The organism is Microbacterium sp. 18062, from assembly GCF_902706225.1.
Taxonomy (GTDB): domain Bacteria; phylum Actinomycetota; class Actinomycetes; order Actinomycetales; family Microbacteriaceae; genus Microbacterium.
Window position 1 is genome coordinate 168,192 of the sequence record NZ_CACSKB010000001.1, and the last position, 14,653, is coordinate 182,844.

Genomic DNA, 14,653 nt, shown 5'->3' on the forward strand with positions numbered 1-14,653 from the left:
CGTCGGTAGTCTCGAAGTCGAGTTTCGAGTCGGAAGGGTCGCCGTGCGGCTAGAGGACATCGCCGCGACCGCGCGGCTGGCGGGCATCGTGCCGGGTCGTGCCGTCACGGTGCTGGCAGCGCAGATGCACGGTGCGAACGCCGTCGAGGTGACCTACCAGGACGACAACGGCGCGCTCGGGCAGGTGGTGCTGTTCCGCGCCGACGAGGAGAAGATCGCGCCGCACCTGGAGTCCGGCCGTCCCTTCGATGCCGACCCGCGCAACTTCCGGCTGGCTGCCGAGGCGCAGCGCATCGTGCTCGCGGGGCTGCACGATCCAATGCTTGCTGTGGCGACGAGCGATGTGCAGCCGCTGCCGCATCAGATTCGCGCGGTCTATGGCGAGTTGCTGCCGCGCACGCCGCTGCGGTTCCTGCTGGCCGATGACCCCGGTGCGGGCAAGACGATCATGGCCGGGCTCTACATCAAGGAGCTGATCCTCCGGGACGATGTGCGCACCTGTCTTGTGGTGGCCCCTGGCGGGCTGGTGGAGCAGTGGCAGGACGAGCTGGCGCTGAAGTTTGGACTGGAGTTCGAGATTCTCGCGCCTGGCGCGGAGGACACCGTGCCGGGCAAGAGTGTGTTCGAGCAGAAGCGGCTGCTCATCGCTCGGATGGATCAGCTCGCTCGCAATGAGGTGCTGCTGGAGCAGGTGGAGCAGGCCGAGTTCGACCTCGTGGTCGTGGATGAGGCGCACCGCATGAGCGCGTCCTGGTTCAGCGGCGAGCTGAAGGCGTCGAAGCGGTTCCAGCTCGGCGAGCTGCTGAGCGAGCGCGCCCGGCACTTCCTGCTGATGACGGCGACCCCGCACAACGGCAAGGAGGAGGACTTCCAGACCTTCCTCTCGCTGCTCGACCGCGACCGCTTCGCCGGTCCCGGCGACCGGCACGCGCAGACCGGCACCGCCGACGGGCTGATGCGGCGCATGGTGAAGGAGAAGCTCGTCACCTTCGAGGGGCGGCCGCTGTTCCCCGAGCGAATCGCGGAGACCGCCTCCTACCGGCTGTCCCCGGACGAGCAGTTCCTCTACGAAGAAGTCACCGAGTACGTCCGCAACGGGATGAACCTCGCCGACCGGCTGGAGGGCAAGCGGAAGAACACGGTCGGCTTCGCGCTCACGGTTCTCCAGCGTCGTCTCGCGTCCAGCCCGGAGGCGATCTTCCAGTCGCTGCGCCGCCGCACAGACCGGCTGGAGCGCACCCGCGACGACCTGCTCGACGGCATCCTCGACGCCCCGCCGCGGGAAGCCCCGGCGTCCCTGATCGATGACGACAGCGGCTACGTCGATACGGACGAGCTGGACGCAGCAGAGCTGGAGGAAGCCGAGGAGGAACTGGTCGACGCGGCGACCGCGGCGCGCACCGCGGCCGAGCTGGAGACCGAGATCGCCGACTTGCGCCGATTGACCGAGCACGCCCGCAGGCTGCTGGACTCGCAGCAGGACGTGAAGTGGCGCGAGCTGCGCGGGGTGATCGAGAGCCAGGTGCTCACGACCCCCGACGGCAAGCCGCGCAAGCTGATCGTGTTCACCGAGCACCGCGACACCCTGAACTACCTGGAGCGGCGCATCACCCAGCTCCTCGGCAAGCGCGAGGCCGTGGTCACCATCCACGGTGCGGTGCCCCGCCACGAGCGCCGTCGCATCACGGCCGAGTTCACCTCGAACCCCGAGGTGCAGATCCTTATCGCTACCGACGCCGCGGGGGAGGGTCTGAACCTCCAGGCCGCGCACCTGATGGTCAACTACGACCTGCCGTGGAACCCGAACCGGATCGAGCAGCGATTCGGCCGCATCCACCGCATCGGCCAGACCGAGGTGTGCCGACTGTGGAACCTCGTCGCGGAGGACACGCGCGAGGGCGAGGTGTTCATCCGCCTGCTCGACAAGATCGAGGAGCAGCGCGCCGCCTACGCCGGCGAGATCTTCAACGTGCTCGGCACCTCTCTCGGCGACCTGTCGCTGACGCGAGTGCTGCGCGACGCGATCCGCTATGGCGAGCAGCCGGACGTGAAGGCGAAGATGTGGGAGGTCATCGACGAGGGCGTCTCCGCTGGCCTCCAGGAACTGCTCGACGACGAGGCCCTCGCCAGCGAAGCCCTCGCACCCACCGAGCTCGAGGTGCTGCGCCGCCAGATGGAGGACGCGAAGGCCAAGCGTCTCCAGCCGCACTTCATCCGCGACGCCTTCCTGGAAGCTTTCGACCGCGCGGGCGGGCGCATCGAGCGGCGCGAGAAGGGCCGCTACGAGATCACGCACGTCCCCGCGAGCATCCGCGAACGAGCCGGGCGCGCACCCGTCGCCCGCCGCTACGAGCGCATCACCTTCGATGCCGCCACCATCGACCTGCAGGGCGCGCCCCGCGCCGAACTGCTCGCACCCGGCCACCCGCTGCACGACGCCGCGCTGCAGCTCGTGATCGACCAGTACGGCCCGGTGCTCGACCGCGGCACAGTGCTCACCTCCGACGCGGTGACCGAGCCAACCCTGATGGTCGGCGTGCTCAACGAAGTGCGCGACTCCACCGGGCAGACCGTCAGCAAGCGGTTCGGGTACTCCGTCGTCGGCGCCGACGGCGTTGTGCGCGAGGCCGGCCCCGCGCCGTACCTCGACTACGCGCCCGCAGACGAGCCGCAACGTATGACGGGTACGAGCCTGCCGTGGCTCACGCAGCGCGAGAAGGACGCCGTCTCCTGGGTGATCGCCAAGCAGCTCCCGGCGTTCGCCGCCGACGTGACGACCCGCCGTACACAGGAGTACGAGCGCGTCCGCGAGCGCGTCGCCACCCGCCTGACCCGCGAAGTCAACCGCCTCTACACCGAGGCGCTGAAGACCGACGCGGACGCGGCCGTAGGCAAGAAGGTCCGCTACTCCGCCGAGACGCTACGCCGCCGCGCCGAGGAACTGGAGCAGCGCCGCGAGTCCCGCCTCGCACTCATCGACCGTCAGCTCGCCATGTCGCCCGTGACACCTCGTATCACCGCCATCGCCCTGGTCATGCCCGCAGTCGCCGAGCCGGGCGCACCTGGCGACGTGCCCGTGAGTGCGCTTGCCCGCGCCGAGGTCGAGCGCCGCGGCGTCGACGCCGTGCTCGCCGCCGAGCGAACGCTCGGCCGCACGCCCGAGGAACAGGCCCACAACAACCCCGGCTTCGACGTGCTCTCTCGTCCTGCGGAAGGCGCGGGCATCCGCATCGAGGTCAAGGGCCGCATCGAGGGTGCCGATACCTTCACCATCACCCGCACCGAGGTGCTCACCGCGCTCAACGCCGCACCTGACCATCGACTCTCGCTCGTGCGCGTCAGCGCCAGCGGCGCGCAGCACGACGAGGTGCGCTACATCGGCAACGCCTTCCAAGGCGTCGAACCCGCCTGGCTCACCGACTTCGATGTCGTCTCGCAGAACCTCTCCTGGGACGACTGGTGGGCGCGCGGCGACAAGCCGTTCTGACGCAGAGAGCCCGTCCACCTCGATCCGGGGCGAAGATTCTTTCGAATTCCCGCGTGTCGCGCGCCCGGGGTCGTAGGCCAGCCATACGTTGATCTACTACCCAAAACGCCGCCGGGTGCAACCGGCGGCGTTCTCGGGCCTCGCGGACGAGGGCGGAACCTGGAAAGTTCACCCGACTCTAGCGAGACAAGCGGCAATGTGCCCAAACGGACACGCCGAATGTCGAGCAGCGAGGCCCCCGACCGCCGGACCCGAATTCGGCAGAAAGGAGCCGACGATGACGCTCTTGGACATCCCGACCCGCACCAGCACCGTGGAGCACGCGCTCAACGAAGCGCGCTCGCGCATCCAGGTCACCCCCAAGGAACTCGCCGAGGCACGGCGACGGCGAGACGCACTCGCCGCAGCCCTCAAGCGCGAGTTCGGCGGGCGCACCTACGTCAACGGCAGCATCGCCCACGGCGACGCGCTCAACCCGCTGACCGACGTCGACCTCGGCATCGTCATCCCCGACCCCGATGGACTCTACGGGCCGGGGCTGCGTGGCCCCGGCGCACTCCAGGAGCGCGCGGCCGAAGCGATCCGGCGCGAGCTGAAGGACGAGTACCCGAAGCTGCGGGTGGAGCACCTCAACCGCCGTCGCTCGATTCTGGTCCGGTTCGGCGACCCGGTGACCCCCGGACAGGACGACTTCACCGCCGATGTCATCACCGCGATCGACAACCGCACGGGAGCCGGGCTCTACATCCCGAACTACCGCACCTGGGACCGCAGCCACCCCGAGCGCCACACGGACATGGTCAGGGAGGCGAACGCCGTCAGCCGCTCGACGTTTGCGCGCGGCACCCGGCTGATGAAGCACTGGAACCGCAAGCACGACCGGCCGATCTGCTCCTGGAACATCAAGGCCCTCGCGCTCGGCTGCATCACCGGGCCGGTGACCATGACGGACTACATCAGCACCTGGCTGAACCACGCCATCGAGCAGCTCAGCATCGGCGAGACCCCCGATCCCGCTGGCGTCGCCGGGCCGATCAAGATCAACGAGAAGTTCACGATGACCCAGGTGATCGCGGAGTTCAAGGAAGCCAAGGCGATCTTCGACCGTGCGCTCATGCTGGAGGACGAGGGGTATCCGATCCTCGCACTCAACGAGCTCGCGAAGTTCTTCGCCGACGAGGAGATGATGCCGCGACCCGACCAGTCCGCAGTCCGGGCTGCGGAGGCAGCGCGCTTCAAAGCCAAGACCTTCTCCGCACCGGCGCGCGTCGCGGCGACCTCGTCGACGACGGCGCTCGCCGACCGCATCAACACCCGCTCCTGGTCCTGCTGATGTCTCGGGGGCCGTGGTACGGCGACGACCCCGAGTGGTACGGGCCGTTCGACGCCGACGCATTCGGCTCCCTCGGTCGGCACCTCAGCGTCCGGCGCGCTTCCCGGATGCTGACGTATGGCGATGCTGCCGCGGTGCGGATGGACTGCGGCCGTGTCGTACCGCTGGGCCGACTCCCGCTCGGCTACGCCGAGGAACCAGCTCGGGTGTACCGGCACGAAGGAATCGACGTCCAAGGGCGAACCGAGCGCGTCGCCGTCACCGTCGTCTTCCGACCGACGCGCTGGTATCCGGGCGAGCTGCGGCTGCTCGACGGCCGGAACTTCCCGTCCGTCTATGCGGGACAGTTGGATGAGGCACCACATCGCTTCGCGGACGGTTCCCTCTGCCTCTACTTCCCACGCGATCCGGTACAGCGCCGCTGGACGGCGCAGAACGGGCTACGCACGCTGCTGTCGCTCGCCGCGGATCACCTCTTCTTCGAGGATGTCTACCGCGACACCGGAGAGTGGATCGCGCCGCAGGCAGAGCATGGGTTCCCTGCTGATCGGAGGCGAGCAGCGTGAACTGGCTCCTCTCGCTCTTTCCGCCCGCGCCGATCACCTGGGACGGGGTCGCCACCATCGCTGCCGCGATCCTCGCCGCGGGGATCGTCGCGCTCGGCTTCCTCCACGAGCGCCGCCAGCACGCGCGTTCGCGCCGCGCGGAGGCATACGCGGGCGCGCTCCAGGCCGTCAGCGACTACCTCGAAGCGCCTTACCGTGTTCGCCGACGGTCGGGCACCGCGGCGGATCGGTTCGCGCTCACCGCGCACGTCAGCGAGATCCAGTCCCGCCTCGACTTCTACACGGCCCATCTCGCGCTCATCGCCCCCAAGGTGCTCGACGCCTACGCCGCGCTGGTCACGGCGGCGAAGGCGGAGGCGGGGCCGCAGATGAGCGCCGCATGGAAGGCGCGTCCGACTCGCCGCGACCGCGACGTGCCGCTCGTGGTGGCGTACCCGCATCCTCGCGCCGACGCCTCGCGCTCGGTAGTGCTCGCCGTGATGAAGGATCACCCGTGAGCACCCGCCACGAACCGTCGCCTCCCGGCCTCGTCCGACCCCGCAGGTAGGCTCGAAAGTCGCAGTTACCAGGCGCGAGAGCGCACCCGAGAGGAACCCAGTGGCAGTCAAGCGCAAGCTGATCGAGGTCTCGATCCCGCTCGACGAAATCAACAAGCAGTCGGCGCGCGAGAAGCAGCCCTTCACGCGAGATCATCCGCGTTCACTGCATATCTGGTGGGCGCGGCGTCCGCTCGTGGCCGCGCGAGCGGTGCTCTTCGCGCAGCTCATCGACGATCCTTCTTCCTCACCAGACTTGTTCCCGACCGAGTCCGCCCAGCGCGTGGAGAGAGAACGTCTCCACAACCTCATCAAGCGCATGGTGGTGTGGGAGTCGTCCAATGACCCGCGTCTTCTTGATGAGGTGCGAGCAGAGCTTTCCAAGCAGTTTGCAGGGGCTCCTCCCAAAATTCTTGACCCCTTCGCGGGCGGCGGAACTATTCCACTGGAGGCTCAACGTCTTGGGTTGGAGGCGCATGCGAGTGACCTGAACCCGGTTGCTGTTCTCATCAATCGAGCGTTGATTGAGATTCCGCCTCGTTTCGAGGGTATCGAGCCTATTCATCCCGGACTGGCGGGTACGCGGAACACCTGGCCAGATGCAACTGGTCTCGCGGAGGACATGCGGCACTACGGAGCGTGGCTTCGGGATGAGGCCGAGCAGCGTCTCGCGGCGGCGTATCCCAAGGTTGCGTTGCCGCAGGGCGGTGAAGCGACCGCTGTTGCTTGGATCTGGGCTCGAACTGTCAGGTGCCCTAACCCCGCTTGTGGCATCGATCTCCCGCTTGTGCGGACGTGGTGGCTGAGCAAGCGAAGGGGAAAGGAAGCGATCCTGGTTCCTGGAGTCTTGGACGGCCGTGCGGTGTTTTCGGTCTCGAACGATGCCAAGTCCGTGCCGTCCGAAGACGGCACGGTTGGTCGCACAGGGGCTGTTTGCATCTCCTGCCAGACGCCCGTTGGCCTTGCTTACATCCGAGCGGAAGGCCAATCGGGCCGGATCGGCTCTCAACTAATGGCGACGGTGGCGGAGGGCGATCGGGCGAGAGTGTACGTTGCCGCGGACGAGACGCAGGAAGCAGCGGCTCTCGTCAACCGTCCGTCGGACCTTCCGCCAGGCGACATACCTGACCAGGCGCTCAGCTTCCGAGTGCGCGCCTATGGCATGGACCAGTACGTCGACCTGTTCTCCACGCGCCAGTCGCTCGCTCTGGCAACTTTGAGTGACCTAGTAGCTGACGCACGAGCACAGGTGAGAGCGGACGCGCTGGCCGCGGGACTTCCCGAAGGAGAGCCTCTCGCGGAGGGCGGTGGGGGTGCAACGGCTTACGCCGACGCCGTGGCCACATACCTGGGTCTTGCTGTCTCACGGTACGCGGACATGTCAAATGCCCTTTGTTCTTGGAACGCGACCAATCAGAACGTTCGTGCGCTCTTCTCCCGGCAGGCGATTCCGATGGCCTGGGACTTCGCCGAAGTCAATCCATTCGGAGCAATCTCAATCACGGGAACCGTCGAGGCTGCCGCCAACTCGATACGGACGTGGAGTTCGCCGGTTGGGGTGGCTCGGCAGCAAGATGCAGCCACCGCCGACTACACCGGATATGTGGTCTCCACTGATCCTCCGTACTACGACAACATCGGTTACTCGGATCTGTCGGATTTTTTCTATGTCTGGCTGCGTCGAAGCCTGCAGGAAGTGCATCCCGACTTGCTCTCCACAATCCTTGTCCCGAAGGCGGAGGAGTTGGTCGCCAACCCATACCGGCATGGCGGAAGAGACGGCGCACGCACGTTCTTTGAAGCAGGCTTCGAGCATGTCTTTGAGCGCGCCCGCAGCGTGGCGGGAAACGAGTTCCCGATCACGGTCTATTATGCCTTCAAGCAGTCAGAGGATGATGAGTCAGGAGAGGCTTCGACGGGCTGGGAGACAATTCTTGCCAGCATGGTCCGAGCCGGGTGGCAAATCACCGCAACCTGGCCGATCCGCTCAGAGCGGACTGGCCGGGCAGTCGGACTGAACACCAACGCGCTGGCCTCCTCGGTCGTCTTGTCACTACGCCCGCGTCCGGACGATGCACCAGTGACTGACCGTCGTGGATTCATCGCAGCCATGAAGCGCGAACTTGGCCCGGCGCTGCGTGAGTTGCAGCAAGGGGGGATCGCGCCGGTTGATCTTCCGCAGTCCGCCATTGGGCCAGGCATGGCGGTGTTCTCGCGGTACGCAAATGTGATTGAGTCCGATGGCTCGGAGATGGCAGTGCGCTCGGCACTCGCGCGCATCAACGAGGTGCTGGACGAGCTGCTGACCGAGCAGGAGGGTGACTTCGACCCGACCACCCGTTTTGCCATCGCCTGGTACCGCAGTAACGGCTACGACGCGGGGGCATTCGGCGACGCTGAGAACTTGGCACGAGCGCGCGCAACGGCGGTCTCGGCGATGGAGCGCGGCGGCATCCTGAGTGCCCGCGCGGGCAAGGTGCAGCTCTACCGTCCAACCGATCTACCGGACGACTACGACGTGACCTCCGACCAGCACACGTCCGCGTGGGAGGCACTCCAGCACACGATCCGCATCCAGGAGTCGAAGGGCATCCCGGCCGCGGGAGCGTTCCTGCACGACGCGAGCCGCCGATCCGACGGCGCGGTCGACCTCGACCTCGTGAAGGAGCTGGCCTACCTGGTGTTCCAGGTAGCCGAGAAGAACGGTTGGACGAAGGACGCCATCTCGTTCAACGGCATCGCTACGTCCTGGTCGGAGCTGCTCGACTCCGGACGGACTGCTGCCCCAGTGAGCACCGCGGCGACGCTCGACTTCGACGCGCTCGACGAGTAGCGATGGCGATACGCGACGCAGACCGAAAGCTCCTCTGGGGACGGGCTCACAATCGGTGTGCAATGTGCAAGCGGCCGCTCACAGCGCAGGCTGAGTCGCCGCACCTAGGTGGGGTCGTGCTCGGTGTCGAGGCGCACATCATCGCGCAAAGCGAAGCAGGGCCTCGAGGTGCCGCTGGCCCGCGGGACGCTATCGATGCCTACCCAAATCTCATCCTTCTATGCCCGGAGGATCACAAGCGGGTTGACGATCAACCTGATGTCTACCCCGCTGACCGTCTACGCGAGATCAAGAGCGCGCACGAGCGTTGGGCAGAGGATCGGCTCGACGGAGTGCCGGGTTTTCAGCCGATCAAGGTAGTCCGTGGAGACGACGAAGACTCGATCCCGTTTACACCTCTGCTGTCTGGCACTCAGGTGTGGAACACCGTCGCCGGTGCCGGATTCTTCAACCTCATTCCAATCGATGACATCCATGCGACTGACCGCGTTGATGCCGGAGACGAGTTTCTCGACGCGATAAAGGACTGGGGAGAGATTGCGAACGAGATCGACTCCCTGACGCAGCGGCGGGGCGCTCTCCGCAGCATGACCGAGCTTCTCGAAGGGCTTTGGGCTCTCGACGTCTTCGCGTGGGGTCGACGCCTGACGCGGACGATCACAGGAGGAGTCCTCCCACCGAGCCCGGCCTTTGTCGCTGAGGTCATGCTCCTCACCAAGGAGGACTTTCTTGCTCGCTACGGCTCGGACGGAGAGGAAAAGGAGTACGAGCCTGCTCCCGAACACTCAGAGGACGGTCAGCAGTCAACGGCGGTCAGTCTCGATGACTGAGCCTCGCAACCTACTGAAAGGCTGGTGCCCTGTCGGCCGGTCGTTCCCGGACGGCTTGCGGGCCTTCGGAGACGAATCGCGCATCCAAAGTCTCGACGCCCACCTCAAGTCGCTCACCGGGCTACGCTCCGGTGAGCTCGGTGCGGCATGGGCACTCGCCGCGCACACCGGGCTTTGGCCGGAACCGCGCGACGGTGCCGAGGCAGGCCAGCGGCTGGTCGACCTTGTCCTGCAGGGGGAGGGCGACTACCTGGAGGTCGCCGAAGTCATGCAGACGACAGACGCGGAGTTCATCCGGCGGCTCAGGACGATGAGCGATCGCATCGTTCCTGCCGTCAACGCGGCGTACAACGGAGCCCACTCCTGGGGACTTGAGTTCGAGCGGTTCGTCGAGCTCCCGCCGAACCAGCGCGACCTTCAGCGGCGGGCGTCAGCCTGGGCGGAGGTGCTCGGGAGCGCCGACCCGGAGGCGGGAACCGTGGAGCTGGGGCCAGGGCTGAGTGCCTGGCCGTTCAGCGATGAGAGACCTCCCGGGGTCCACTTCAGCAGCGCCAACGCAGAGATCGCCGAGCGCCCCGAGACGCCCTACCTGGAGCGGCTCTCCGAGTACCTCGCTACCGACGGCAACATCGTTCGACACATCGAGAAGCTGCGCGCCGAGAAGGCGACGCTCAATGCTCGCCGGAGCCACTTGTATCTCCCCGTCGCCGCGAACGGCGAGAACGGTGACCTACTCGCGCTGTCGCCGAGTCTCTTCACCTGGGGCACGTTCACGCCGATTGAGGGTGTCACCGACCTCTGGCTCGCGAACGGGCTCGACATATTCCGCTGGTCGGCCGAGACAGGCTGGGTCTATCACCCCGATACCGACGAGCGTGCCGAAAGCGCTCGCGCGCACGTCGCCGGGCCGAACTCGTAGTCCTACGGGTGGGGCGGCGTTCGCTGCCTAATATAGTCTCGATTCTGGGAAGCCTGTTCGAGCGAAGCGGATTTCTGTATGCCCGAAGGTACTGGGCGAACGCCCAAGTACGGTGAAAGGTGAGCCAGTGAGCACTAGCGTCTTTCCCGTTTCAGACGGATGCGCAGGATGACACCTTCGCCTTCCCCCATTGTGGATCAAGGTGGTGCTGCGCTCGATCTGGGCACCTTGTTGGGTTGGGTGAGTTCAACCGCGATAGCTGCAGTCATCGCTACGGTCATCACCGCTTTGATCACCAGCTATTGGGAACGAAAGAAGTTGGCCCGCGCTGAGAGAGTCGCTGCGTACACGGGCTATCTGTCCGCTGACAGTGACCGATGGCGAGCGTTTGCTACACGCGACGGTCTCGCCAAGACGCTTGGTCGGACTGCACCTGAGATCGCCGCACTCGATGATGATATCCGGCGACTTCGCGCAGAGATGTGGCGTGCGTACAGCCAGACACAGCTTGTTGGAAGCAAGGGGGTCGTTGCCGCCATGTTCCAGTGCCTCAAACTCTCGGACCAGCGTCAACGCTCATGGGGAGGCCGTGGCGCGTCCCCACCAAATCCTGAGCGGGCGAGAGCAATCGGAGCCCTTATCGCGGCAGCGCGATCTGATCTGTCGTTGAAGCCACTGGACCGATCAATCTTCAGCGTCGAAGACTGACCAGCGTTCACGGCGTTGTCGGCCGCTGTGGTTGTCGCAGGCCCCAGGTAGCCTGGGAAGTCAGGAGGCTTTCTAGTGGCGACATCAAATCGTGACCGCATCGGGCGGATGTTCGAGATCCTTGCGGAGGCGCTCGACCCGTTCATCGCGGAGGTGCTGGAGCCGCAGATCGGGGACTCCGATTGGGCGCTGGTGGTCAAGCTCGCTGACGAGGAGAAGGGCATTACCGACAAGGCATACAGCCGGGAAGACCCTGCCGTGCAGCTTCGGATGCTGACGGAGGGCCTCACGGGTCGTGTGAAGAAGGGCTGGTACCCGTTCAAGGGCGTCGTCACGCGCGAGCACGAGGCGTATGCGAGCTTGCTGCGCGAGACGCGGAACCAGTGGGCGCACAACGCCTCCTTTGATGACGACGCGGCGCTGCGGGCGCTCGACTACGCACGGCTATTGCTGGCCGCGGTGGGACAGGCGTATGCGGCCGACAAGGTGGACGCGATCCGCCTCGACCTACGCCGCATCGCCACGGGCAAGCAGGACTCGCGGGCGCTGAAGTCGTCGACGGTGGTGCCCGGCGCGTCGGGGCTGGCTCCGTGGCGGCAGGTGTTGAAGCCGCGCGACGAGGTGGCGACGGGCAACTTCCAGTCGAGCGAGTTCGCGGCCGACCTCTACAAGGTAGCCCGCGACCCCGCGGCGACGAGCGGGGAGTATTCCGACCCGGCGCAGTTCTTCGCCCGCACCTACCTCACGGAGGGGCTGCGCGACCTCATCGGCCGCGCGGTCAAGCGTCTGGCCGGGAACACGAACGCCTCGCCCGTGGTGAACCTCCAGACCAACTTCGGTGGCGGCAAGTCGCACTCGATGCTCGCACTGTGGCACCTGGCCGGCGGTCTTCCGCTCGCCAAGTTCCCGCAGGAGGCGCAGGAGCTGCTGACGGCCAACGGCTATCCGTCGGAGGGCATCACTGCGAGCCGGGTGGCGCTCGTCGGCAACCACTTCGCACCGCAGGGCGAGACCAAGGACGACGGCACCCGCGTGAACACGCTGTGGGGCGAGCTGGCCTGGCAGCTCGGCGGGCGCGAGGCGTATGAGATCGTGCGGGAGCACGACGAGAAGCGCACCAACCCCGGCGGCGACCTGCACGTCCTGCTGGCGAAGTACGCGCCCGCGGTGATCCTGATTGACGAGTGGGTGGCCTATGCCCGGCAGCTCTACGGGCGCGAGGATCTCGCGGGCGGCACCTTCGACACGCAGTTCACGTTCGCGCAGTCGCTGACGGAGGCGGCGAAGTCGATTCCCGGTGTGCTGCTGGCGATCTCGATCCCGGCCTCGCACGACGGCGACGACCGGGGTGAGGTTGCGGGCGCCGCCGAGGAAGTCGGCGGGTCGAACGGCATGGAGGCCCTGAAGCGCCTCCAGAACGTCGTGCGACGTGTTGCTGACCAGTGGCGTCCGGCCTCCAGCGACGAGGCGTACCGGATCGTGAAACAGCGCCTGTTCGAGTCGGAGGACGCGCAGGCGCTCGCGCAGATCGCGGCGACCGCGAAGGCGTTCAGCGACTTTTACCAGGCCAATGCGGGTGAGTTCCCGAAGGAGGCGCGCGACCCGCAGTACGGGCGACGCATCCAGCAGACCTACCCGCTGCATCCTGAGCTGTTCGACAGGCTCTACGAGGACTGGTCATCGTTGGAGCGGTTCCAGCGCACCCGCGGCGTGCTGCGACTGATGAACGCCGTCATCCATGCACTGTGGGTCGGCGAAGACCAGGGGCCGCTCATCCTGCCCGGCTCGATCCCGCTGTCGGTCGCCTCGGTGAACGCCGAGCTGACGCAGTACCTCCAGGACTCGTGGAAGGCCGTCATCGACGCCGATGTGGACGGGACCAACTCCGAGCCTGCTCGCATTGACAGCGACAAGCCGGTGCTCGGCCAGCGGTCGGTGACCAAGCGGCTGGCGCGCACCGTGTTCTTCGGCGCGGCGCCGACCATCGGCACCGCGCACAAGGGCATCGACACGCAGCGGGTGTTCATCGGTACAGCCGTCCCCGGCGATGTCGTCGGCAACTTCCACTCCGCGCTGACCCAGCTCGGCGACCGCACGACCTATTACTACTCGTCAGCGGGCAAGCACTGGTATGACACCCAGGCCAACATCACCCGCCGTGCGAAGGACGCCGCCGACGCGCTGCACCCCGAGGACGTATGGGCCGAGATCGTGAGGCGGCTGCGCGGCGAGGAGCGCGCCCGTTCGGACTTCGCGGGTGTCCACGTCGGCCCGACCGACTCGGGCGACATCCCTGACACCGACCAGGCCCGGCTCGTCATCCTGCACCCGAAGTTCCCGCACCGCCGCAAGAAGGGCGACTCGCCCGCGCACGACTTCGCGCGAGCCGCGACCGAGCGGCGCGGCACCGCGAACCGTGCGAACCGCAACATGGTCGTGTTCCTCGCGCCCGATGAGGAGCGCCTGGCCGAACTCGACCGGGCCGCGCGGTCGTTCCTGGCGTGGAAGGAGATCGCGGAGAAGGCGAACGAGCTGAACCTGACGCCTCAGCAGCTCGCGCAGGCCACCGACAAGCGCGATCAGTTCGGGCGCACAGTAGACGACCGGCTGGCGCTGACCTACCAGTGGGTGCTGAACCCTGTGGCTCCCGATCCCGGCTCGCCGTTCGAGCTGGAAGAGGGCAAGGCCGACGGGCAGGCAGGCTCGCTTGCCGACCGCGTCGCCAAGAAGCTCGGCAGCGCGGGCGCCTACTCGACCCAGCACGCCGCCCGCTCGATCCGGCTCGCACTCGACACGAAGGTGCCCGCCGCATGGTCGGCCGGGCACATCGCCGTCGGCGACCTCTGGAGCCTCTACGCGCAGTACCCATACATGCCGCGCCTGCGCTCCCGCGAGGTGCTCGTCGACGCCATCGACAACCAGCCGCTGCTCTGGCAGAGCGAGAGCTTCGCCCTCGCCGACGGCTACGACGAAGCAACCGAGCGATACCGAGGACTCTGGCTGCCCGGCGACACCGGACGCGCGCCGGTCACCGACGTCACCCTCATCGTCAAGCCGGCACCGGCCGAAGCGCAGCGCGCCGAGGACGTGGCCGCCACCTCGGGCAGCGCCGCGCCCGAGCCGGGCACGGATGCACCGATCGCTGGAGCACCCGCAGCCGTGCCGGGGGGAGCGACGACGGCCGCGCCCGCGCCCGTGAAGAAGGCTGCGACGACCCGGTACGTCGGCAGCGCACCGATCAACGCAGAACGCTACTCGGCGGACTTCGCCAAGATCGCCACCGAAGTGCTCGCCAACCTCGCCGCGTCCGGCGCGAAGCTCACCATCTCGCTCTCCATCGACGCCGTTCACCCCGACGGCTTCAACGAGCAGCAGCTCCGCACCATCCGCGAGAACGCCAGCACCCTGAAGTTCACCACCAACGAGTTCGAGGTGGAGTAG

At 66.9% G+C, this 14,653-nt stretch carries 8 protein-coding genes; all 8 read left to right on the forward strand.

Annotated features, from left to right (window positions below; genetic code table 11):
- Window positions 1-43: 43 nt before the first annotated feature.
- Window positions 44-3,487, forward strand: a complete 3,444-nt coding sequence (locus GVL03_RS00815) for a helicase-related protein (RefSeq protein ID WP_159498504.1) — start codon at window positions 44-46, stop codon at window positions 3,485-3,487.
- A 277-nt stretch (window positions 3,488-3,764) separates the two neighbouring features.
- Window positions 3,765-4,820 (forward strand): nucleotidyltransferase, encoded by a 1,056-nt coding sequence (locus tag GVL03_RS00820; protein WP_159498506.1) that lies wholly within the window; start codon window positions 3,765-3,767, stop codon window positions 4,818-4,820.
- On the forward strand, window positions 4,820-5,386 hold the full coding sequence (locus tag GVL03_RS00825; RefSeq protein ID WP_159498508.1) for a hypothetical protein: 567 nt from the start codon (window positions 4,820-4,822) through the stop codon (window positions 5,384-5,386). Before GVL03_RS00820 ends, GVL03_RS00825 begins: the two co-directional genes overlap by 1 nt.
- Window positions 5,383-5,883: a hypothetical protein gene (locus tag GVL03_RS00830; RefSeq protein ID WP_159498510.1), complete on the forward strand. Its 501-nt coding sequence runs from the start codon at window positions 5,383-5,385 to the stop codon at window positions 5,881-5,883. Before GVL03_RS00825 ends, GVL03_RS00830 begins: the two co-directional genes overlap by 4 nt.
- A gap of 100 nt (window positions 5,884-5,983) precedes the next feature.
- Window positions 5,984-8,755, forward strand: coding sequence for a DUF1156 domain-containing protein (locus GVL03_RS00835; protein ID WP_159498512.1), 2,772 nt, complete (start codon window positions 5,984-5,986; stop codon window positions 8,753-8,755).
- 116 nt (window positions 8,756-8,871) lie between these two features.
- Window positions 8,872-9,585 (forward strand): hypothetical protein, encoded by a 714-nt coding sequence (locus GVL03_RS00840; RefSeq protein ID WP_159498514.1) that lies wholly within the window; start codon window positions 8,872-8,874, stop codon window positions 9,583-9,585.
- Window positions 9,578-10,504, forward strand: coding sequence for a hypothetical protein (locus GVL03_RS00845; RefSeq protein ID WP_159498516.1), 927 nt, complete (start codon window positions 9,578-9,580; stop codon window positions 10,502-10,504). Before GVL03_RS00840 ends, GVL03_RS00845 begins: the two co-directional genes overlap by 8 nt.
- Before the next feature lie 816 nt (window positions 10,505-11,320).
- The gene (locus tag GVL03_RS00850; protein WP_235037961.1) at window positions 11,321-14,653 is read left to right on the forward strand and encodes a Swt1 family HEPN domain-containing protein; all 3,333 of its coding nucleotides are present in this window, start codon (window positions 11,321-11,323) and stop codon (window positions 14,651-14,653) included.

Bases quoted from the DNA above. Each gene is read 5' to 3' on its own strand.
- GVL03_RS00820 (WP_159498506.1), top strand. From the start codon at position 3,765: ATGACGCTCTTGGACATCCCGACCCGCACCAGCACCGTGGAGCACGCG.
- GVL03_RS00825 (WP_159498508.1), top strand. From the start codon at position 4,820: ATGTCTCGGGGGCCGTGGTACGGCGACGACCCCGAGTGGTACGGGCCG.
- GVL03_RS00845 (WP_159498516.1), top strand. From the start codon at position 9,578: ATGACTGAGCCTCGCAACCTACTGAAAGGCTGGTGCCCTGTCGGCCGG.
- GVL03_RS00850 (WP_235037961.1), top strand. From the start codon at position 11,321: ATGTTCGAGATCCTTGCGGAGGCGCTCGACCCGTTCATCGCGGAGGTG.